Annotated in this window: 13 protein-coding genes, 1 tRNA gene and 1 pseudogene; 1 reads left to right on the top strand and 14 read right to left on the bottom strand. The window is 71.4% G+C overall.

Annotated features, from left to right (window positions below):
- Positions 1-285: 285 nt before the first annotated feature.
- Positions 286-402, bottom strand: a pseudogene (locus OG242_RS14180) (RHS repeat-associated core domain-containing protein); the annotation flags it as partial.
- Positions 403-984: 582 nt separating this feature from the next.
- On the opposite strand from OG242_RS14180, the gene OG242_RS14185 reads away from it, so the two are divergent.
- The gene (locus OG242_RS14185) at positions 985-1557 is read left to right on the top strand and encodes a hypothetical protein (RefSeq protein WP_405898518.1); all 573 of its coding nucleotides are present in this window, start codon (positions 985-987) and stop codon (positions 1555-1557) included.
- 173 nt (positions 1558-1730) lie between these two features.
- Here OG242_RS14185 and OG242_RS14190 read toward each other — a convergent pair.
- From OG242_RS14190 to OG242_RS14250, 13 genes are all read right to left on the bottom strand, one after another.
- Positions 1731-1804 (bottom strand) — tRNA-Thr (locus OG242_RS14190).
- Positions 1805-1904: 100 nt separating this feature from the next.
- The gene (locus tag OG242_RS14195; RefSeq protein WP_405898519.1) at positions 1905-3455 is read right to left on the bottom strand and encodes an alpha/beta hydrolase; all 1551 of its coding nucleotides are present in this window, start codon (positions 3453-3455) and stop codon (positions 1905-1907) included.
- A 101-nt stretch (positions 3456-3556) separates the two neighbouring features.
- Positions 3557-4762: a DNA polymerase III subunit delta' gene (locus tag OG242_RS14200; protein ID WP_405898520.1), complete on the bottom strand. Its 1206-nt coding sequence runs from the start codon at positions 4760-4762 to the stop codon at positions 3557-3559.
- Between the two features lie 183 nt (positions 4763-4945).
- Positions 4946-8353 carry a dTMP kinase gene (gene tmk / locus OG242_RS14205; RefSeq protein WP_405898521.1) on the bottom strand — a complete coding sequence of 1136 codons (3408 nt, stop codon included), beginning with the start codon at positions 8351-8353 and terminating at the stop codon, positions 4946-4948.
- 383 nt (positions 8354-8736) lie between these two features.
- On the bottom strand, positions 8737-11634 hold the full coding sequence (gene topA, locus OG242_RS14210; RefSeq protein ID WP_405898522.1) for a type I DNA topoisomerase: 2898 nt from the start codon (positions 11632-11634) through the stop codon (positions 8737-8739).
- A gap of 337 nt (positions 11635-11971) precedes the next feature.
- Positions 11972-12169, bottom strand: coding sequence for a hypothetical protein (locus tag OG242_RS14215; protein ID WP_405898523.1), 198 nt, complete (start codon positions 12167-12169; stop codon positions 11972-11974).
- A 99-nt stretch (positions 12170-12268) separates the two neighbouring features.
- Positions 12269-13030 (bottom strand): ABC transporter permease, encoded by a 762-nt coding sequence (locus OG242_RS14220; protein WP_405898524.1) that lies wholly within the window; start codon positions 13028-13030, stop codon positions 12269-12271.
- Between the two features lie 159 nt (positions 13031-13189).
- Positions 13190-13981 carry an ABC transporter permease gene (locus OG242_RS14225; RefSeq protein ID WP_405898525.1) on the bottom strand — a complete coding sequence of 264 codons (792 nt, stop codon included), beginning with the start codon at positions 13979-13981 and terminating at the stop codon, positions 13190-13192.
- Positions 13978-15060, bottom strand: a complete 1083-nt coding sequence (locus OG242_RS14230; protein WP_405898526.1) for an ATP-binding cassette domain-containing protein — start codon at positions 15058-15060, stop codon at positions 13978-13980. The genes OG242_RS14225 and OG242_RS14230 overlap by 4 nt, the downstream gene beginning before the upstream one ends.
- Before the next feature lie 81 nt (positions 15061-15141).
- The gene (locus OG242_RS14235; protein WP_405898527.1) at positions 15142-16149 is read right to left on the bottom strand and encodes a winged helix-turn-helix domain-containing protein; all 1008 of its coding nucleotides are present in this window, start codon (positions 16147-16149) and stop codon (positions 15142-15144) included.
- Positions 16146-17696 (bottom strand): methyltransferase, encoded by a 1551-nt coding sequence (locus OG242_RS14240; protein WP_405898528.1) that lies wholly within the window; start codon positions 17694-17696, stop codon positions 16146-16148. Before OG242_RS14240 ends, OG242_RS14235 begins: the two co-directional genes overlap by 4 nt.
- A 107-nt stretch (positions 17697-17803) precedes the next feature.
- On the bottom strand, positions 17804-18460 hold the full coding sequence (locus tag OG242_RS14245; protein ID WP_405898529.1) for a small secreted protein: 657 nt from the start codon (positions 18458-18460) through the stop codon (positions 17804-17806).
- A 293-nt stretch (positions 18461-18753) separates the two neighbouring features.
- On the bottom strand, positions 18754-19218 hold the full coding sequence (locus tag OG242_RS14250; RefSeq protein WP_405898530.1) for an ATP-binding protein: 465 nt from the start codon (positions 19216-19218) through the stop codon (positions 18754-18756).
- Between the last annotated feature and the right edge of the window lie 25 nt (positions 19219-19243).

Raw genomic sequence — 19243 nt, forward strand, 5'->3', positions numbered from 1 at the left:
GAGACCAGAACTGTGCCGTCAGTCGCTCTTTCGACGTGTACGTCCTTCTGCCCCGGGGCGCCCCAACCCCGCACGTGCACATCCCGTACATCGTGGAAGCGCAGAAGGAACTCGACACCCTCGCCACCGTGCACACGGGAGAAACCGAGGATGACTGAGCAGCCTCGTTCATCGAAGTGAACGTAGAAGAGGTCGCTGTTGCTCAGGACGTCGTGCGCGCACAGCGGCGGGAGCTCCGGGCTGCTCTCGGCAGCACCCTCAGAGGCGTTCATAGAAGATCTTCTCGCTCGGGTCGGGAACAGTGGGAGCAAGGCCGAGCGGGTCCGAGCTGAGATAGCGGGCCGTCTCCGGGTCATAGTGCCGGAAGTAGTTGTAGTGGAGGCCCGTCTCGGGGTCGAAGTAGTGGGGACAGCGGTCGTTGGAGCTTTACGCCTTGTCCGTCACGAGACGTCATTTCCGGTAGTTGCGGGCAGTAGAGGCACCGGAATGCAAATGTCCGAGAGGCCCTCAGCCTCCTCCGGCCTCAAGCGGCCCGCAGCCGCTTGATCCTCGCAGGCGCCCAGTCTCCCGACCGCGGGGCCGCGTGACCCTGCCGTCATTGCGATCCGAGGACGCTCTGGTAGACCTCCCGCGCATCCGGGTCGGCCCAAGAAGTAGGTCTACGGCTTCACTACTTCGCGTACTCCTCATCGGGTTTCTCGGGAGGCGGCAGGCTGCCATGATGAGCTGTCGTGAAGGATTACGTGATACCCCTCGCAATTGCAGTCGTCGGACTGGCCGCTACGGCCGTGGGCGCTCTCATTGGAGCTCGGTCAGCCAAGGTCGGTGCGGAGCGCAACGCCGAATCGGCACGACGACAGGTACGTGACCAGGGGGCTGTGGAGCACGGCCACTGGCTGAGACAGCAGCGTTTCGACACCTACGAGAGCTTCCTCGCCGCGTGGGACGAGTGCCTCAGGATCACTCAGGAGTCCGCTGAAGATCTTGATCCAGATCCGGCAGGCTTCGTACACCTCAAGAGCGCCGCAGGCCGGCCGCATGGCGGAGCGCTCGCGACGCATCGCACTCCTCGGCCCCGAGGAAGTCACGCGTGCAGCGGACCAGCTGACCGAGACGATGCAGAGCGATGTCGCGGTCACCACCAAGTTCTTCGAGGTGGTGCAAGTCACGGTTGCGGCGACCGACAGTTCACCCAGGCCAGAGGACGCTTTCGAACAGACCACCAATGAGTTCGTGAGGCGCACGGAGGCGGTTACCGCGCTTCTGCAAGCAAACTCCGGTCAAGGCGGAAGCCTGCGAGACCTTGATGGCCATCCCAAGCTGGTGGAGGCGATGAGAACCGGCCAGCTGTACCGGCGAGCCTCCGAGGAAGCACTGCAGGCGCTGAGAGTAGATGCGCAGCAACTCGCGGACGCTGCGGAACACGCAGCCACGGTGGTGAGCACTCTCACCAAAAACAAGGCCGCGAGGGAACTAAGTCGGACTCGCTTCACGGTCGCCGTGCAGCGAGCCCTCGGCACACCTCCTACCACAGCGGAGAACCCCGCCACCTGGTAGTGGGGTGGCCGGGAGACTCCAACTCACCGCGTCGACACATCGGCGGTAGACGGCGGCCCGCCGCTCATGCATCGCTCGTGCAAGCACTTCCGTGGCCACCTCATCGTCCGGACCGGCATGCCCAGACATGAAAAAACCCCAGGTCACGGCGAGTGAGTCCTGGGGTTAATCCGAGCCGCCTTCGGGATTCGAACCCGAGACCTACGCATTACGAGTGCGTTGCTCTGGCCAACTGAGCTAAGGCGGCGCCGCCCTGTTCGCACCATGATGCGATCAGCAGCGACGCCAAGTCTACACAGTTTCGGGGGGTGCTCCGTACCAGCCCGGTTCGGAGGCGTTCACGCAGGTCAGCGGCACTTCTTGCCGGACGCCGACGGGGTGCCCTCCAGGAGGTACGTGTTGATCGCCGTGTCGATGCAGTCGCTGCCGCGGCCGTACGCGGTGTGGCCGTCGCCCTCGTAGGTGAGGAGGGTGCCGGAGGAGAGCTGGTCCGCCAGGGACTCGGCCCAGCGGTACGGGGTGGCCGGGTCGCGGGTGGTGCCGACCACGACGATGGGGGCGGCGCCCTCGGCCTTGATGCGGTGGGCGGTGCCGGTGGCGGGGACGGGCCAGTAGGCGCAGTTCAGGGCCGCCCAGGCGAAGCCCCTGCCGAAGACCGGGGACGCCTTCTCGAAGGAGGGGAGGGCCTTGTCCACGGCCTCGGGGCCGGAGAAGGCGGGCGGGAGGTCGAGGCAGTTCACCGCGGCGTTGGCGAACATCAGGTTCGTGTACTTGCCGCTCGGCTCCCGCTCGTAGTAGCTGTCGGCCAGGGACAGCAGGCCGGAACCGTCACCCGAATCGGCGGCGGTCAGCGCGCTCCGGAGCTGGGGCCAGGCCGACTCGTCGTACATGGCGGCGATGACGCCCGTCGTGGCCAGGGATTCGCCGAGTTCGCGGGACTCGCCCGTGGGAATGGGGTCCGCGTCCAGCCGCGTGAACAGCTTCTTCAGCCGGTCCGCCGCATCCGAGGCGGACGTGGTGCCGAGCGGGCAGTCCGTCTGCTTCACGCAGTCCTTCGCGAACGACTGGAACGCCGTCTCGAACCCCGCCGTCTGGTCCCGGTTCATCTCCACGGACGACAGCGAGGGGTCCATCGCCCCGTCGAGGACCAGGCGGCCGGTGCGGCCGGGGAACAGCTCGGCATACGTCGCCCCCAGGAACGTCCCGTACGACGCCCCCACATAGTTCAGGTGCTCGTCGCCGAGCAGGGCCCGCAGCATGTCCATGTCGCGAGCCGTCTCCACGGTCGAGACGTGCGGCAGCACCTCCCCCGACCGCTTCTCGCAGCCGGCGGCGAACTTCTTGAAGGCCCCCCTCAGCTTCGTCACCTCGGCGTCGTCGTCCGGGGTCTGGTCCACCTGCGTGTACGCGTCCATCTGCGCCCCGGTCAGGCACTGGACGGGCTCGCTGCGCGCCACCCCGCGCGGGTCGATGGCCACCATGTCGTAGCGGGCACGCACCTGGGCCGGGTAGCCGATCGCGGCGTAGCCCTGGAGGTAGCCGATGGCCGATCCGCCGGGGCCGCCCGGGTTCACCAGGAGGGAGCCGATCCGCTTGCCGGGGCCGGTCGCCTTCTTGCGGGACACGGCCAGCTTGATCTCGCCGCCGTCCGGCTTCGCGTAGTCGAGCGGCGCCTTCATCGTCGTGCACTGGAAGCCGCTGACCCCGCAGTCCCGCCAGCTGAGGTGCTGGGAGTAGAACGGCTTCAGGGCCGCCGGCACGGCCGAGGGCGAGGCGGACGCCGCCTCGGCGGGGGACGAGGCACCTGACGACGAGCTGCCACTGCTGCACCCGGAGACGAGCAGGCCGGCAGTGCCCAGCGCGAGGGCGAGAGTGCGGAACGGGCGCCTGGAGTCCATGCCCGGAGCGTAGCCGCCACCTCACCGCTCACCCGATTCCTTCCTCTTTCGGGTGATTCGGCAGGCCCCGCAGGGCATCCGACGGCGCGCCGTGCTGCCCCTCAGCCCGCGCGCAGGGCCATCGTCATCGCCTCCACCGCCAGCAGCGGCGCCACGTTGCGGTCCAGGGCCTGACGGCAGGCCGACACCGCCTCGATCCGACGCAGCGTGCGCTCCGGGGTGGACGCGCGGGCGACGCGGTCCAGGGAGTCCTGCGCGTCGGCGTTGGCTATGGCGATCCGCGAACCGAACTGCAGGGCGAGAACATCGCGGTAGAAGCCAGTCAGCTCGGTGAGCGCCAGGTCGAGGCTGTCGCGCTGGGTGCGGGTCTTGCGGCGCTTCTGCTTGTCCTCCAGCTCCTTCATCACCCCGGCCGTCCCTCGCGGCATCCGGCCCCCGGCGGCGGCCCCGAGCGCCGTCTTCATGTCCTCCGTCTCCTTGGCGTCGACCTCCTCGGATGCCTGCTTCGCGTCCTCGGTCGCGGTGTCGATCAGCTCCTGCGCCGCCTTGAAGCACCCCCCGATGTCCTCGACGCGCAGCGGCAGCTTCAGCACCGCGGCCCGCCGCGCCCTGGCCCGCTCGTCCGTGGCGAGGCGACGAGCCCGGCCGATGTGCCCCTGGGTGGCGCGGGCGGCGGCGGCGGCCCGCTCCGGATCGATGCCGTCCCTGCGGACCAGGACGTCCGCGACCGCGTCGACCGGCGGCGTCCGCAGCGTGAGGTGGCGGCACCTGGACCGGATCGTCGGCAGCACGTCCTCCAGCGAGGGCGCGCAGAGCAGCCACACCGTGCGCGGGGCGGGCTCCTCGACGGCCTTCAGCAGGACGTTGCCCGCGCCCTCGGTGAGGCGGTCGGCGTCCTCCATGACGATGACCTGCCAGCGCCCGACGGCCGGCGAGAGCTGGGCGCGGCGGACCAGCTCACGGGTCTCCTTCACACCGATGGAGAGCAGGTCGGTGCGGATCACGTCGACATCGGCGTGCGTACCGATGAGGCTGGTGTGGCAGCCGTCGCAGAAGCCGCAGCCCGGCGCCCCGCCCAGCGCGCGGTCCGGGCTCGTGCACTGAAGGGCCGCGGCGAAGGCCCGGGCGGCGGTCGAGCGCCCCGAACCGGGCGGTCCGGTGAACAGCCAGGCGTGCGTCATCTTCGACCCGGACGGCACCGGCTCCCCCGCCGCGTCGGAGGTGACCAGCACGTCGGCGTCCCGGGCGGCGGCGCCCAGCTGCTCCTGCACCCGGTCCTGGCCGACCAGGTCGTCCCATACGGACATGGGGCACCGCCTTCCGCTTCGCACGACGTGTGGCTCTCGTCGATCCGGCCTCCCATTGTGCGGGACGGGTACGACAACGCGGACGCCGATGGCCCCACACCAGGGAAAGGTGCGGGGCCATCTGCGTCGTCCCGTAAGGGCGTCCCGGACACTGGGCGCGTCCGGGCCGTAAGGGTCTTCCGGTCAGCGGCGCGGCCGCCGGCCCCGGCCGCCCGAAGACTCCGGGCCCTCGTCGTCGTGCCGGCCCAGCAGCTCGTCGGCCAGGCTGGGCAGGTCGTCCAGCGGGGTCTCCTCCGCCCAGTCGGGCCGGGGGCGCCGGGAACGGCGAGCGCCCTGCTGCTCCTCGGCCTGCCCCGGGCCCGCGTGGGGGTCGGTGATCTGCGGCAGCTCACGGGTGCGCTCGTTGTCGCCCTCCGCCGTCCGCTCGTCCCGGAAGATGCCGCGCGGCACCCGGCCGGCCGGGTCGGAATCCCGAACCGCACCGTGCCCGGTGTCCTGGATCGCCGGCAGCACCGTCGTCTCGTCCGAGGCACCGGAGGGTTCGGACGCGTCCGAGAACTTGGGGATCACCGTCGTCTCGTCCTGGTCGGACGGCCAGGGTGCCGACGAGCCGCCACGCGGCCGGTCGGAGCCCGACGGGCGGTCGGAGCCCGACGCCCGGTCCGTGGGCGAGGGCACCGGCTGGGTGATCTCGTTCGGATCGACGATCGGGGTGGGCACCGTCAGCTCGTTGTCGGGCTCGGAGGGCTCGGAGGGCTCGGAGGGCTCGTCGCCGGCCCCGCGGCGCTCGGACGAACCGGACGGCTCGTCAGCGCTTCCGGAATCCGACGAGTCACCGGCGTCCTGCCGCAGCCGGGACTCCTCCTGAACGGCCCGGGTGCGGGCCTCCTGACGCGCGGCCAGGGCACGCGCCTCCTCCTCGCGGACAGCCCGCTCACGGGCACGCTCCGCTTCGGCCCGGGCCTTCGTCTGAGCCTCCGCTTCCGCCTGACGGCGGGCGGCCTCGGCCCGCAGGAGGGACTCCTCGGCCTGGCGCTGCTTCTCCAGGCGCTTGGCCTCGGCCTCCTTGCGCAGCCGGGCCTCCTCCTCCGCCTGTCGGCGCAGCCGGGCCTGTTCGGCCTCGTGCGCGGCTTCCTCCGCCTCGCGGCGGACGCGCTCGGCCTCGGCGACGCGGCGTGCCTCCTCGGCACGCTGCCGCTCCTCCGCGGCGCGCTTTCGGGCTTCCTCCTCGGCGCGCTGCCGGGCCTCCTCGGCCTGGCGCTCGGCCTCGCGGCGGCGTGCTTCCTCCTCCTCGCGGCGCTTGCGCTCCTCTTCCTCGGCCCGCAGCTTGGCGAGCTGCTCCTGCCGCTCGCGCTCCAGGCGCTCCTCCTCCGCCTTGCGGGCGGCCTCCTCCTCGGCGCGGCGCCTGGCCTCTTCCTCGGCGGCCTTGCGGGCCTCCTCGCGGGCCTTGATCTCGGCCTCGGAGAGGGGCAGGACCTGGTCGAGGCGGTGGCGTACGACCGTGGTGACGGCCTCCGGTTCCTGCCCGGCGTCCACCACGAGGTAGCGCGTCGGGTCGGCGGCGGCCAGGGTCAGGAAGCCGGAGCGCACCCGGGCGTGGAACTCGGGCGGCTCGGACTCCAGCCGGTCGGGCGCCTCGGTGAACCGTTCCCTCGCGGCCTCGGGCGCGACGTCCAGGAGCACGGTCAGATGCGGTACGAGTCCGCTCGTCGCCCAGCGCGAGATGCGAGCGATCTCGGTGGGCGCCAGGTCCCGGCCCGCGCCCTGGTAGGCGACGGACGAGTCGATGTAGCGATCGGAGATGACGACCGCGCCGCGCTCCAGAGCCGGGCGGACGACCGAATCGACGTGCTCGGCGCGGTCGGCGGCGTACAGCAGGGCCTCGGCCCGGTTGGACAGTCCGGCCGACGACACGTCGAGCAGGATGGACCGCAGCCGCTTGCCGACCGGGGTCGCGCCGGGCTCACGGGTGACGACGACCTCGTGGCCCTTCGCCCGGATCCACTCGGCGAGCGCGTCGACCTGGGTGGACTTGCCTGCTCCGTCGCCGCCTTCCAGGGCGATGAAGAAGCCGTTCGCGGCGGGTGCGACCGCCGGGTCGCCGCCGCGCAGGGCCTCGCGCAGGTCACGCCGCAGCGGCACGCCGGAGCGGTCGTCCGTCTTCGCGAGGACGATGACCGCGACCGGCAGCAGCAGGGCACCGACGAGCATCAGCGTGAACGCCGCGCCGCCGTGGGCGAAGACGAAGTCGCCCGTGGTCAGCCGGTGGGTGCCGATGGCCGCGGCCACCAGGGGGCCGCCGACCGCACCGAGCGCGATCAGGACCCGGACGACGGCCTGGAGGTGTTCGGTGGTCCTGGTCCGGCGGGCTTCCTCGGTCTCCTGGTCGACGAGGACATGACCGGTGTTCGCGGCGACGCCCGCCGCATACCCGGCGAGGGTGGCGAGCAGGACGACGGTGGCGGTGTCCGGGACGAGGCCCATCGCCAGGAGGGCGATACCGGTGATGGCGGTGGCGAGCGACAGCATCCGCCGCCGCGACAGCGTGGGCAGCACCTTCCCCGCCGTACGGATACCTACACCCGTACCGCCGGTGAGAGCGAGGATCAGCAGGGAGAGGGTGACCGGGCCGCCGCCGAGGTCGCTGGCGTGCAGTACGGCGACCGCGGCCGCCGCGGCGATGGCTCCGGCGACCGCGGCGCAGGTGGCGACGATCAGCGGGATGGCACCGGTACGCCCCTTGTCGGGGCCGTTCCCCGCGGACGGGCGCCGCAATCCCTCCAGCGGGGAGCGCGGGCGGGGCGTCTGCGTACCAGGCAGTTCCAGGAAGTACAGGGTGGAGATGGAGGCGGAGAACAGCCCGGCCGCGACGTACGAACCGAGGGCCGCCTGGTGGAAGGAGAACCAGTCGAGGCCGGAGCCCAGCAGGTTGCCGATGACCGTGGCGACCAGCAGAACGGCCGCGGCGAGGGGGACGGCCGCGAAGTCCGTACGCAGGGAGAGCCGGCGCAGCGCGTCGAGATGGTCCGGCAGCGGGCGCACAGCGGCGCCCTCGATCGGCGGGGCGGGCAGCAGCGCGGGGGCCGCGCTCTCCTTGGCGACCGTCCACAAACGTTCGGCGGCGCCGGTCACGAAGACGGTGACGAGGATCATGGTAAGCGCGTTGGACGGCGTCCAGTCGATCCACAGCGGCGCGACGACCAGTAGCGCGAGTCGCAGCCCGTCGGCCCCGATCATCAGCCACCGCCGGTCGATCGGCCCGCCCGGTGCGGTGAGGGACGTCAAAGGCCCCAGAAGTACGGCTCCGAAGAGCAAGGTGGAAATGGTCCGGGCCCCGAACACGGCGGCGACGGCGAACGCCGCTCCGCGGTATCCGGACCCGAATGAGCCCTCAAGGACCGCCGCTTGCAGCGACAGCAACACCAGCACGAGAAGGGCGAGTGCATCGCCGGTACCGCCGACGAGCTGTGCGCTCCACAACCGCTTCAGCGGGGGAACACGCAACAGGGCTCGTACGGCGCGCTCGCGTGAGTCTGCGGCAAGTGTGTCGGAGGTGGGGCTCACGACCGTAGGCTGCTCGGCTCGCGTCATCCGCCCAGCCTAACGGCCCACCACCACCCACCGTGTCCCCACCCGAACAAACACCCAACCCTGCCACCGTCGGCCCCCCACCCAGCCCGCTGGCGGACACCCCCGGCCCCGCCGGCGTTTGAGGCGCGGGGCCCGAGGCAAAGCCCCGCCACACCCCCAGCCCCCCCGGCGTTTGAGGCGCGGGGCCCGAGGCAAAGCCCCGCCACACCCCCCAGCCCCCCCGGCGTTTGAGGCGCGGGGCCCGGGGCAAAGCCCCGCCACACCCCCCAGCCCCCCCGGCGTTTGAGGCGCGGGGCCCGGGGCAGAGCCCCGGTTTCGGGAAGGGGCGGGGAGGGGAAAGGCCCGCCGCAGGCGCGCCCCGCCCCAGGCCCCGCCTGAGACGACTAATCCTCCGCGGCAGCCTTCTTCGCCGCAGACGCCTTCTTGGCAACAGCCTTCTTCGCCGTGGTCTTCTTCGCCACAGCCTTCTTCGTCGCCGCAGCCTTCTTCGTCGCCGCAGCCTTCTTCGCAGGCGCCTTCTTGGCAGGAGCCTTCTTCGTCGTCTTCTTCTTCGCCGGCCCCTTGGCCCGCTTCTCGGCGAGCAGCTCGTACCCCCGCTCCGGCGTGATGTCCTCGACACTGTCCCCGGTGCGCAGCGTCGCGTTCGTCTCGCCGTCGGTGACGTACGGACCGAACCGCCCGTCCTTCACGACGACCGGAGCCCCGCTCACCGGATCCGTGCCCAGTTCCTTCAGCGGCGGCTTCGCCGCGGCCCGCCCCCGCTGCTTCGGCTGCGCGTAGATCGCCAGCGCCTCTTCGAGGGTGATGTCGAAGATCTGGTCCTCGGAGGTCAGCGACCGCGAGTCCGTGCCCTTCTTCAGGTACGGCCCGTAGCGCCCGTTCTGCGCGGTGATCTCGACGCCTTCGGCGTCCACTCCGACCACCCGCGGCAGCGACATCAGCTTGAGGGCGTCGGCCAGCGTCACCGTGTCGATCGACATCGACTTGAGCAGCGAAGCCGTCCGCGGCTTCACCGCGTTCTTGCCGGTCTTCGGCGTGCCCTCGGGCAGCACCTCGGTGACGTACGGGCCGTAGCGGCCGTCCTTGGCGATGATCTGGTTCCCGCTGACCGGGTCCGCGCCGAGCTCGAAGTCACCGCTCGGCTTGGCCAGCAGCTCCTCCGCGTATTCGACGGACAGCTCGTCGGGCGCCAGGTCCTCGGGGACGTCCGCGCGCTGGTGGCCCTCGGAGTCCTTCTCGCCGCGCTCGATGTACGGGCCGTAGCGGCCGACGCGAAGCTTGATGTCGTTGCCGACGGGGAAGGACGAGATCTCGCGGGCGTCGATCGCGCCGAGGTCGGTGACGAGTTCCTTGAGCCCGCCGAGGTGGTCGCCGTCGCCGTTGCCCGCGTCGGACGCCGCACCCGCACCGGCCGCGTCGTCCCCTTCCTGCGTACCGAAGTAGAACCGCTTCAGCCACGGCACGGACTGGGCCTCACCGCGTGCGATGCGGTCGAGGTCGTCCTCCATGCGGGCCGTGAAGTCGTAGTCGACGAGCCGGCCGAAGTGCTTCTCCAGCAGGTTGACCACGGCGAACGACAGGAACGACGGCACGAGGGCCGTGCCCTTCTTGAACACGTAGCCGCGGTCGAGGATGGTCCCGATGATCGAGGCGTACGTCGACGGGCGGCCGATCTCGCGCTCTTCGAGCTCCTTGACCAGCGAGGCCTCGGTGTACCGGGCCGGCGGCTTCGTCGCGTGGCCGTCGACCGAGACCTCGTCGGCGGACAGCGTGTCGCCCTCGGTGACCTGCGGCAGCCGCCGCTCGCGGTCGTCCAGCTCCGCGTTCGGGTCGTCGGCCCCCTCGACGTACGCCTTCATGAAGCCGTGGAAGGTGATCGTCTTGCCGGACGCGGAGAACTCGGCGTCGCGGCCGTCGCTCGCCCGGCCGCCGATCTTGACGGTGACCGAGTTACCGGTCGCGTCCTTCATCTGGGAGGCGACGGTCCGCTTCCAGATCAGCTCGTACAGCCGGAACTGGTCGCCGGTGAGGCCCGTCTCGGCAGGGGTGCGGAAGCGGTCGCCGGAGGGGCGGATCGCCTCGTGCGCCTCCTGCGCGTTCTTGACCTTGCCGGCGTAGGTGCGCGGCTTCTCGGGCAGGTAGTCGGCCCCGTACAGCTGCGTGACCTGCGCCCGGGCCGCGACGATCGCGGTGTCCGAGAGGGTCGTGGAGTCCGTACGCATATAGGTGATGAAGCCGTTCTCGTACAGCTTCTGCGCGACCTGCATGGTGGCCTTCGCCCCGAAGCCCAGCTTGCGGCTCGCCTCCTGCTGGAGGGTCGTCGTCCGGAACGGGGCGTACGGGGAACGGCGGTACGGCTTCGACTCGACGGACCGCACGGCGAACGCGGAGTCGGTGAGCGCGGCGGCCAGCGCCCGGGCGTTCGCCTCGTCCAGGTGCAGCGTCTGGCCCGAGGCGGACTTGAGCTGCCCGTCCGGACCGAAGTCGCGGCCCTGGGCGATGCGGCGTCCGTCGACGGCGCTGAGCCGGGCGGTGAGCGTGGACGGGTCGGAGGCGCCCTCCCGTCGCCCACCACCACCCTCAAGCGAAGTCGCTGCGCTCCCCCCAGCTACGCCGCGGCCGGTGGCGAAGGTTCCGGTCAGGTCCCAGTACTCGGCGGACCGGAAGGCGATGCGCTCGCGCTCCCGTTCGACGACGAGGCGGGTGGCCACGGACTGGACGCGGCCCGCCGAGAGCTTCGGCATGACCTTCTTCCACAGGACCGGCGATACCTCGTAGCCGTAGAGACGGTCGAGGATGCGGCGGGTCTCCTGGGCGTCGACCATGCGCTGGTTCAGCTCGCGCGGGTTGGCGACGGCGGCCCGGATCGCGTCCTTGGTGATCTCGTGGAAGACCATCCGGTGGACCGGCACCTTGGGGCGCAGGACTTCCTGCAGGTGCCACGCGATGGCTTCGCCCTCGCGGTCCTCATCGGTGGCGAGGAAGAGTTCGTCGGACTCGGCCAGCAGCTGCTTCAGCTTCCTGACCTGGGCCTTCTTGTCGGCGTTGACGACGTAGATCGGCTCGAAGTCGTTCTCGACGTCCACGCCGAGGCGGCGCACCTCGCCGGTGTACTCGTCCGGTACCTCGGCGGCGCCGTTCGGGAGGTCGCGGATGTGCCCGACGCTCGCCTCGACGACGTATCCGGGGCCGAGATAGCCCTTGATCGTCTTCGCCTTGGCAGGCGACTCGACGATGACGAGTCGGCGGCCGCCCTGTGCGGTCTCGCTGGTCGGGGACAACTTCGCTCTTCTCTCCGGTCGACGCTCGGTGGGCATCCGGGCAGCGTGAGAACGCTGCCGACAGTGCTGTCGCTGCGGAGTGTGACGGTACAACCCGCCCCCGTGTCAAACGGCAAAAGCCCGCAACGGCCACTCGAACGGTAACCCGACTTCCGCCATTCCTGCCGCCCGGCCCGCTCAGTCCGCTTCGCGCACGCCCGCTGCCTGCGGGTTTCGGCGGCGCCCCGGCCGCCCTGCCGGGGCAGCGAGCCAGGGGCGGGCGGCCCGGGCGTGTTCCCGGCGCCGCGCGGGGCTGCCGGGACCGGGCCGGCCTCGTACGCATGACGCGGAGGCGTGCTCAGACACGGCCGAGGCACCACACCCCGAGGACGAGGAAAAGTACGCCGAACACAGTGGCGAGTGCGGTGGAGAGGGCGGGGCTCACCCGGTACGCGACCGGCGCGCGGTGCAGCACGCACGCCCCCGTCCACAGCAGCAGCGCCACCCCGAACAGTGCGAACGTCGTTCCGGCGAAGACAGCGGGTCCGCTCTCCATCCCGTACGCCTCCCTCTTCCTGCCGATTCCTCGGCTGACGGGGGGAGGTTCCCACCGCGGAGCGTCGCGGACGCCAACACGGGGTGAACGGCAGGACCGTCACATCACGTCGAGCGTCGCGCGCCGCCGGCTCCCGCGTTCGAACAAGGCCAGCAGCACGACGGCGAGCAGCGCGTACCCCGCTCCCGTCAGGAGTTCGGCCGCGAGACCCCGGCCGTCGAGACCGCCACCGGCGGACAACTGACGTGCCGCGTCGGCGGCGTGAGTCAGCGGGAGTACGTCCCCGACGGCTCGCATCCATCCCGGCAGGGTCTCCCGCGGCACGTTCGCGCCGGTCAGGAGCAGGAGTACGGAACTGGCTACGTTCGATACGAGGAAGACATCCCGGAAACGCAGCCCCAGCGCCCCCAGCGCCAGGCCGAAGGCGGAGCATCCGGCCGCAGCGGAGAGCAGAACCGCACCGAGCCCCGGCAGCGCCTCAACCGGAATGCGCAGACCGAGCAGGAGGCAGGCGGCGGAGAGCGTGAAGACACTGATGACGAGGCCGTTCAGCACGTACGGGATCGCCCGGCCGAACCAGAGCGGAGCCCGGTTCCGGGGGCTGAGCAGAACCGCGCCGAGCGTCCCGTACCGCCGCTCGTTGGCGACGGCCATCGTGCCCCCGTACACACAGGCTGTGGACGCGGAGATGACGGCGTTGCCGAGCAGATAGAAGCGGTCGTCGGCGACGTGCAGCTGCCGTCCGAGGAAGACGAAGAAGAGGAGTTGCAGCAGCGGGCCGACGAGCAGGGTGCCGATGAACATCGGCGGTGTCGTCCAGTTGAAGAGTGCCCGGTAGGAGAGGGCCCCACCGATCACCACGAGCCGCAGCGCGGAAACGGTTCGGCGGTACGGGCCGGGGACGGAACCGGAATCTGTGTGAGGGGTACGGGTGGGCATTCGGCCAACTCCTGGGGTGCAGCGGGAACGGGGGCGGGGCGCGGGCCTGCGCGGCGGGGCGGGACGGGCTCGCTCGGCAGGTCAGGCCAGGGCGAGGGTCGCGGCGGCCCGGGCGCGCCGTTCGACGCGTCCCAGCACGAGGACGGCGAGCAGCGCGTAGAACGCCCCGAGTCCGAGGGCGACCCCCATGGGAACCAGCACCTCACCGGTTCCGGCCCCGCCGGAGGTGGCGGCGTGCACCGCACGGGAGCCCCAGGTCGTGGGGAGCGCCCAGGAAACCGGACGCGTCCAGTCCGGCAGCACGGTGATGGGCACGAGCATCCCGGACAGCAGCCACACGGGCGCGTCCAGCGGGTTGGCCAGCGCGTTCGCATTGCGCAGCAGGACGAAGGTGGCGGCGAGCAGCAGCCCCATCATCCCGAGCGAGAGCACACAGACCGGGACGGCGGCCAGGAAGAGCAGCGGATGCGCGAAGTCCAGGGGCACGTCGAACAGCACCGCGCCCCAGAGCACCGTCGCGCCCATGGCATAGGTGCCGATGACGGCGGTGGCCAGGGTGATGGGCAGCAGGACGAGGGAGAGCGGGGTGGGCGAGGCGACGAGCGTCTCCAGCGTGCCCAGCCAGCGCTGGTTCTGGACAGCACCGCCCGAACCGAAGAGCACCGAGGACCAGATGCCCATCAGCCCGGCCCCGACCGCCGCGGTCAGCAGCCGGCCGGGGTCGTCGGCGGCGCGGAAAAGGTAGACGGAGAGGGTCGCGTACACCAGGGGAACGAGGACGGCGAAGGTGATTTCGAGCGGCGAGCGGCTCATGTACGAGACGTGCGTCCGCACGCCGACGACGATCAGGCGCAGGGCCCTGGCGAACGTCATGCCGCGACCTCGCTGTCGCCGGGGACGGCCCGGGCAGAGGCGGGTCCGTCGGGGGCGGTCCGGGCAGAGGCGGGTCCGTCGGGGGCGGGCTCGTCCGCGGGCGCCGGCTCGTCCGCCTCCTCCACGATCGCGATGTAGGCGTCCTCGAGCGTGGGTTCCCGGGTGACGACCCGTCCAACGCGAACCCCGTCGAGCGCTGCCAGGACCTGTCCGTGCAGGTCGGCGCCGCGCTCCGTCTGCACGATGACGGCCTGTCGGCTGCCCCGGTCCTCGGCCGCCACGCCGTGCACTCCCGCCACGGCGCGGATGCGTTCGAGGTGGTCCTCGCCCGCCCCGTACGCCTCGATCTCCAGGATGCCGCGTTCCTGGACGCGCGACTTGAGCCGGTCCGGGGTGCCGAGGGCCCGGATGGTGCCGCCCGCGATGACGGCGATCCGGTCGCACAGCTCGTCGGCCTCCGCCATGTAATGCGTGGTCAGCAGCACCGTGGTGCCGTCGGCGCGCAGGTCGGCGACGGTGCGGCGCAGGTCGCGCGCCGCCACCGGGTCGACGCCGATGGACGGTTCGTCGAGGAACAGCACGTCGGGCCTGTGCAGCAGACCGCGCGCGATGTGCAGCCGCTGCCGCATGCCCCGCGAATACCCCTCGACGCGTTCCTTCTCCCGCCCGGCGAGGCCGGCCAGGTCGAGCAGTTCGCCGATCCGCCGCTTCTGGTGCCGCGGCTCGACGCCGTACAGCTCGGCGAAGTACCGCAGGTTGTCGAGGGCGGAGAGCCGGTCGTACAGACCCCGGTCGCCGCCGAAGACGTAACCGATCCGGCGGCGTACGGCGACGGGGTCGGACGCCACGTCGTGCCCCAGCACCCTGGCCGTGCCGGAGGTGGGCAGCAGCAGGGTGTTGAGCATCTTGATGGTGGTGGTCTTGCCCGCGCCGTTGGGCCCGAGGAGCCCGAAGAGCTCGCCGCGCGCCACCTCGAAGGTGATCCCCCGCACGGCTTCGGTCTTGGTGCGGCGCGGACGCAGGAAGCCGGTCCGGCTGGTGTAGGTGCGGCGCAGGTTCTTCGCCTCGATCGCAAGCATGGCCCGGACGCTAGGTCCGCCTCCGCCGCCCCCGCCATTGATTCGGAGCCCCCCGAATCGTCCGTGCCGTTCCGCCGCGTCTCACGACACCGCGCGCAGCACGTCTTCCCCCGAGAGCAGCGCGAGGAGAGCGCGGCCGGTGTCGGTGAGTTGGTAGTAGACACTGCGCCCGATCCGGTGCCGGGTGACGACGTCGGCTTCGGCGAGGACGGACAGGTGCTCCGAGACCGTGCTCGGCGCGAGGCCTAGCCGGTCGGCTATCCCGGCCGTGGTGAGCGGTCCCCCGAGCTGGCGCAGGACCGAGGCCCGGCCCCGGCCCAGCAGGAGCCCAAGCCGGTCGCCGCTGTCGGCCCGCTCCGCCTGCCGCTCGCGCAGGGCACCCGCACCGCGCGCCTGGAAGGACACCGTCAGGACCTCGGGGTCGTCGGTGGAGTAGAGCCGGCAGCCCTCCGCGAAGACGAGGGGCACGAGAAGCAGCCGCCGCTCGCCCGCCCGGTACTCCGCGTCGATGTGCTTGGTCAGCTCCAGCACGGGCGGCTCCCACTTGGCCCGGCTCTCCAGGCCGGTGAAGAGCGCGTCCACACCCTCGGTGGCGAACGTCCGTGCCCGTATGAGCACTTCGTCCTCGACGAGACGCCGCATGACGGGCCAATGGGCGGCCAGCGCACCTTCCCAGTACGCGGCGTAGGCATCGGCGAGCGCCTCGCACGCGGCCCCGGGATCGTCGAGATACGGCCGCACGTGCGGGTGGTCCTCCATCCCGGCGTAGTGCTCGGCGACTCCGGCCCGTACGACGTCGGCCGGGGTGGCGCGGACCGCGTCGAGCTCCGCCTCGACGGACGTGGCCCCGACGGGCCGGGGCAGCAGGAAGTCGGGGAACTGGTGCGGGCCGTCGATCAGCAGCCGGAGCGCATGCGTCCGGTCGTCCTCGCGCAGCACCTCCCGGGCCCGCACCACCCATTCCTCGTAAGGGCGGGAGGGATGGCGGTGCGGCATCGCGAGATGGAGGCTGCAGAAGGCGTCCCACAGCGGGCTGATCGCGATGCGGGTCGCGCCGAGCGACGCCTCGTCCAGCTCGATCCGGATCACCCGGCCACCCGTCCGCCCGGGGGCAGCGGCTCCAGGAAGCCCTCCTCGACGAGCAGCCGGATGGCCTGCGGGGTGCGGTCGCGGAGCAGCACCGGGTCCTCGTTCATCAGCTGCGCGATGGCATCGAGGATGCGCCCGGCGGGCAGCGAGCCGTCGCACACCCCGGCGAATCCGGCGCCGACCGCGTCGACCTTCGTGGCCCTGCGCATGCCGCGGTTCTGACGGAGCACCACGTGCTCCGGGTCCTCCGCCCCGGGGAGCCCGACCTGCTCCTGGACCACCTCGGTGGCCAGGGTGAAATGGGCGGCCAGGAGCGCCGCGTCGTCCTGCTCGCGCAGATAGTCCTGGCGGGCGAAGTGCGCCTCGACGGCGGTGCCGAGCGGCTGCTCCACCGCGTGCGGCCACTCCTCGATCACGATCGAGGGGTCTGCGGCGGCCGCGGCGGCGGACTTCCGCAGAGTGATCCAGCCGAAGCCGACGCCCTTCGTCCGGCGGGCCTCGAACTCGTCCAGCCAGGCGTCGTACCGCGCCTCGTACTCCGCCGGGTCCGTGCGGTGGTCGCCGCTGTCGCGCAGCCACAACTCGGCGTACTGCGCGACGTCCTGCACCTCGCGCTGCACGATCCAGGCGTCACAGCCCGCCGGAACCCAGGCGCGCAGCCGGTCCTGCCATTCCTCGTCCTCGGTGTGCTCCCAGTTGGCCAGGAAGTGCGCGAAGCCGCCCTCGTTGAGCCGGTCGCCCGTCTGCTGCACCAGGGTCCGGCACAGGTCGTCACCGGCCATGCCGCCGTCGCGGTAGGTGAGCCGGGCGCCGGGCGAGATGACGAACGGCGGATTGGAGACGATCAGGTCGAAGGTCTCGGCATCGACCGGCTCGTACAGGGAGCCCTCGCGCAGATCGGCCGGGGCGGCGCCGGACAGGGCGAGGGTGAGCCGGGCGAATTCGAGGGCGCGCGGATTGAGATCGGTGGCCGTGACCCTGGTGGCGTGCTGCGCGGCGTGCAGCGCCTGGATGCCGGAGCCCGTACCGATGTCGAGGGCGGAGCCGACGGGCTCGCGGACGGTGATCCCGGCCAGGGTGGTGGAGGCCCCGCCGATGCCGAGGACGACGCCCTTCTCGCGCGAGCCGATCCCGCCCGCGCCGCCCACCGCGCAGCCCAGGTCGGAGACGATGAACCAGTCCTCGCCGTCCGGCCCGCCGTACGGCCGCACATCGGCGGTCGCCCGGACCTCGCCGGCCGTCTCGGTCAGCCAGCCGTCCGCCACGCACTCCGCCAGGGGGAGCACGGTCGCCACCCGCTCGGCGGGCACCGCCCGCTGGAGCAGGAAGAGGCGCACCAGCGTGTCGAGCCGCGACTCGCCCCGCGTGGCGCGCAGAGCCGGCACCGTTTCGCTGCGTGCCAGCGCGGCGTAGGCGGACGCACCGAGCAGGTCGAGGAGCCCGTCGGCCGTGAACGCGGCCGCGAGCAGGGCCTCGCGGAGCTGCGGGGCGCGGTCCGCCGAGGGAAGGTCTGCTGCGAAAAGGCTGGTCTTACTCACGTGCCCCATTGTGACGGCTCCCACTGACAACGGCAGCGGCCCGGCCACGCCCAGGTATCCCCAGGGTGTGCCGGGCCGCTCTTCCGATACGTGCAGGCCGTCGGCCTACCGCGCCGTTACGCCTTCTTACTGGCGGATGCCGACGGGGACGCTTCCTTCGACGGCTCGCTCGAAGGCTGGGCCGAGGGCTCGGAGTCGTCCGACTTGCCGGCCGAGGGAGACGCCGAGGCAGTCGGCTTCTGGCAGCCCTCCTGCTTGGCCATCGCGGTGCCGACCTCGCCGGACTGGAGCTTCTTCAGCGCCTGGTCACCGCTGGTGCTGATCTTGTTCAGCTCGTCCGCGATGCCCTTGAGGCCGTCGGCGAACTTCCCCTGGTCCTTCGTGTTCAGGGCGTCGACCTTCTCCTGCAGCTTCGCGTAGGCCGCGGAAGAGGCGTTGAGCTCCTTCACGGCCTCCTTCTGCGTGGTCTCGCCGTCGTCGACCGGCGGCGGACCGGCGGAGTCGACGGCCGAGCCCAGCGCCTTGTACGCCTGCGAGATCTGCTGGAAGGCGGCCGAGTCGGTCTCCTGGACGTCGGCGGGCTTGCTGTTGTCGGCGGTCTGCTGCTGGATGGACGCGTTGGCGTTCGCGATCTTCTGCAGCTGCGGGTGGACCTGGTCGCAGACCTTCTTGGCCCAGTCGTTCACCTTGTCGTCGCTGTCGTCGCTGCAGCCCGACAGTGCCAGTACGAGTACCGCACCGCCGGACAGCGCGGCTGCAAGCTTCTTGTTCACCGGTTTGGTCCCTTCCAAGGCTCTTCGGCCCCGGAACTTACACGCCGAACGCCCTCCATCCGGGTGCCGGGCGTCCAATGGGCGGGCTTTTGCAGCCATTTGCACCAAGGGAAATGAGGGATATACAACTCACCCGGACAGCCCTCCCCGATGGGAACACGCGAGCGATTCCCCACTCGCACGAGAAGCCTTCCGGCGTACGGGCCGTCAGACAGCACGACAGGAAAGCGAACTGAGCCCACATCACTCGACCGGGGGACATGCGCCCCGCGGAGACACCGCAGGCCGACCGGTCAGGGAAGAACCGCGACCGGTGTCTTGGGCCAGCTCATCCGGATGACGCCACCGTCCGCACCGGATCTGACCTCGACGTCGTCGACGAGGCCACTGATGACCGCGAGGCCCATCTCGTCCTCGTCGTCCGCCTCCGGCTCGCCGAGCCCTCCACCGGATGTGGCAGCACGTCGCCCGGAGACGCCGCCCGGAACGGAGCCGTCCGCGCCGGGGCCAGGGACCTCGTCACCGACCTCGATGGCGAACGTCTTCTCCTCCTCGATCAGGACGACCGTGACAGGAGCCGTGATGCCATGGCTGCGGTGCAGGCCGACGGCCCGGCTGCACGCCTCACCCACGGCGAGCCGGACCTCGTCGAGCACGGCCTCGTCGACCCCGGCCCTGCGCGCCACGGCCGCCGCCACGAGACGGGCGGTCCTGACGTGTTCGGGCTGGGCGCTGAAGCGGAGTTCAACGGTGGCCATGCGATCCCCCTCGAACGTACGTATG

Source organism: Streptomyces sp. NBC_00727 (assembly GCF_045161745.1).
Taxonomy (GTDB): Bacteria; Actinomycetota; Actinomycetes; order Streptomycetales; family Streptomycetaceae; genus Streptomyces.

Excerpts from the sequence above, each read along its gene's own strand:
- OG242_RS14195 (WP_405898519.1), bottom strand. The coding sequence starts at position 3,455 with ATGGACTCCAGGCGCCCGTTCCGCACTCTCGCCCTCGCGCTGGGCACT.
- OG242_RS14200 (WP_405898520.1), bottom strand. The coding sequence starts at position 4,762 with ATGTCCGTATGGGACGACCTGGTCGGCCAGGACCGGGTGCAGGAGCAG.
- tmk (WP_405898521.1), bottom strand. The coding sequence starts at position 8,353 with ATGACGCGAGCCGAGCAGCCTACGGTCGTGAGCCCCACCTCCGACACA.
- OG242_RS14215 (WP_405898523.1), bottom strand. The coding sequence starts at position 12,169 with ATGGAGAGCGGACCCGCTGTCTTCGCCGGAACGACGTTCGCACTGTTC.
- OG242_RS14225 (WP_405898525.1), bottom strand. The coding sequence starts at position 13,981 with ATGACGTTCGCCAGGGCCCTGCGCCTGATCGTCGTCGGCGTGCGGACG.
- OG242_RS14230 (WP_405898526.1), bottom strand. The coding sequence starts at position 15,060 with ATGCTTGCGATCGAGGCGAAGAACCTGCGCCGCACCTACACCAGCCGG.
- OG242_RS14240 (WP_405898528.1), bottom strand. The coding sequence starts at position 17,696 with ATGGGGCACGTGAGTAAGACCAGCCTTTTCGCAGCAGACCTTCCCTCG.
- OG242_RS14250 (WP_405898530.1), bottom strand. The coding sequence starts at position 19,218 with ATGGCCACCGTTGAACTCCGCTTCAGCGCCCAGCCCGAACACGTCAGG.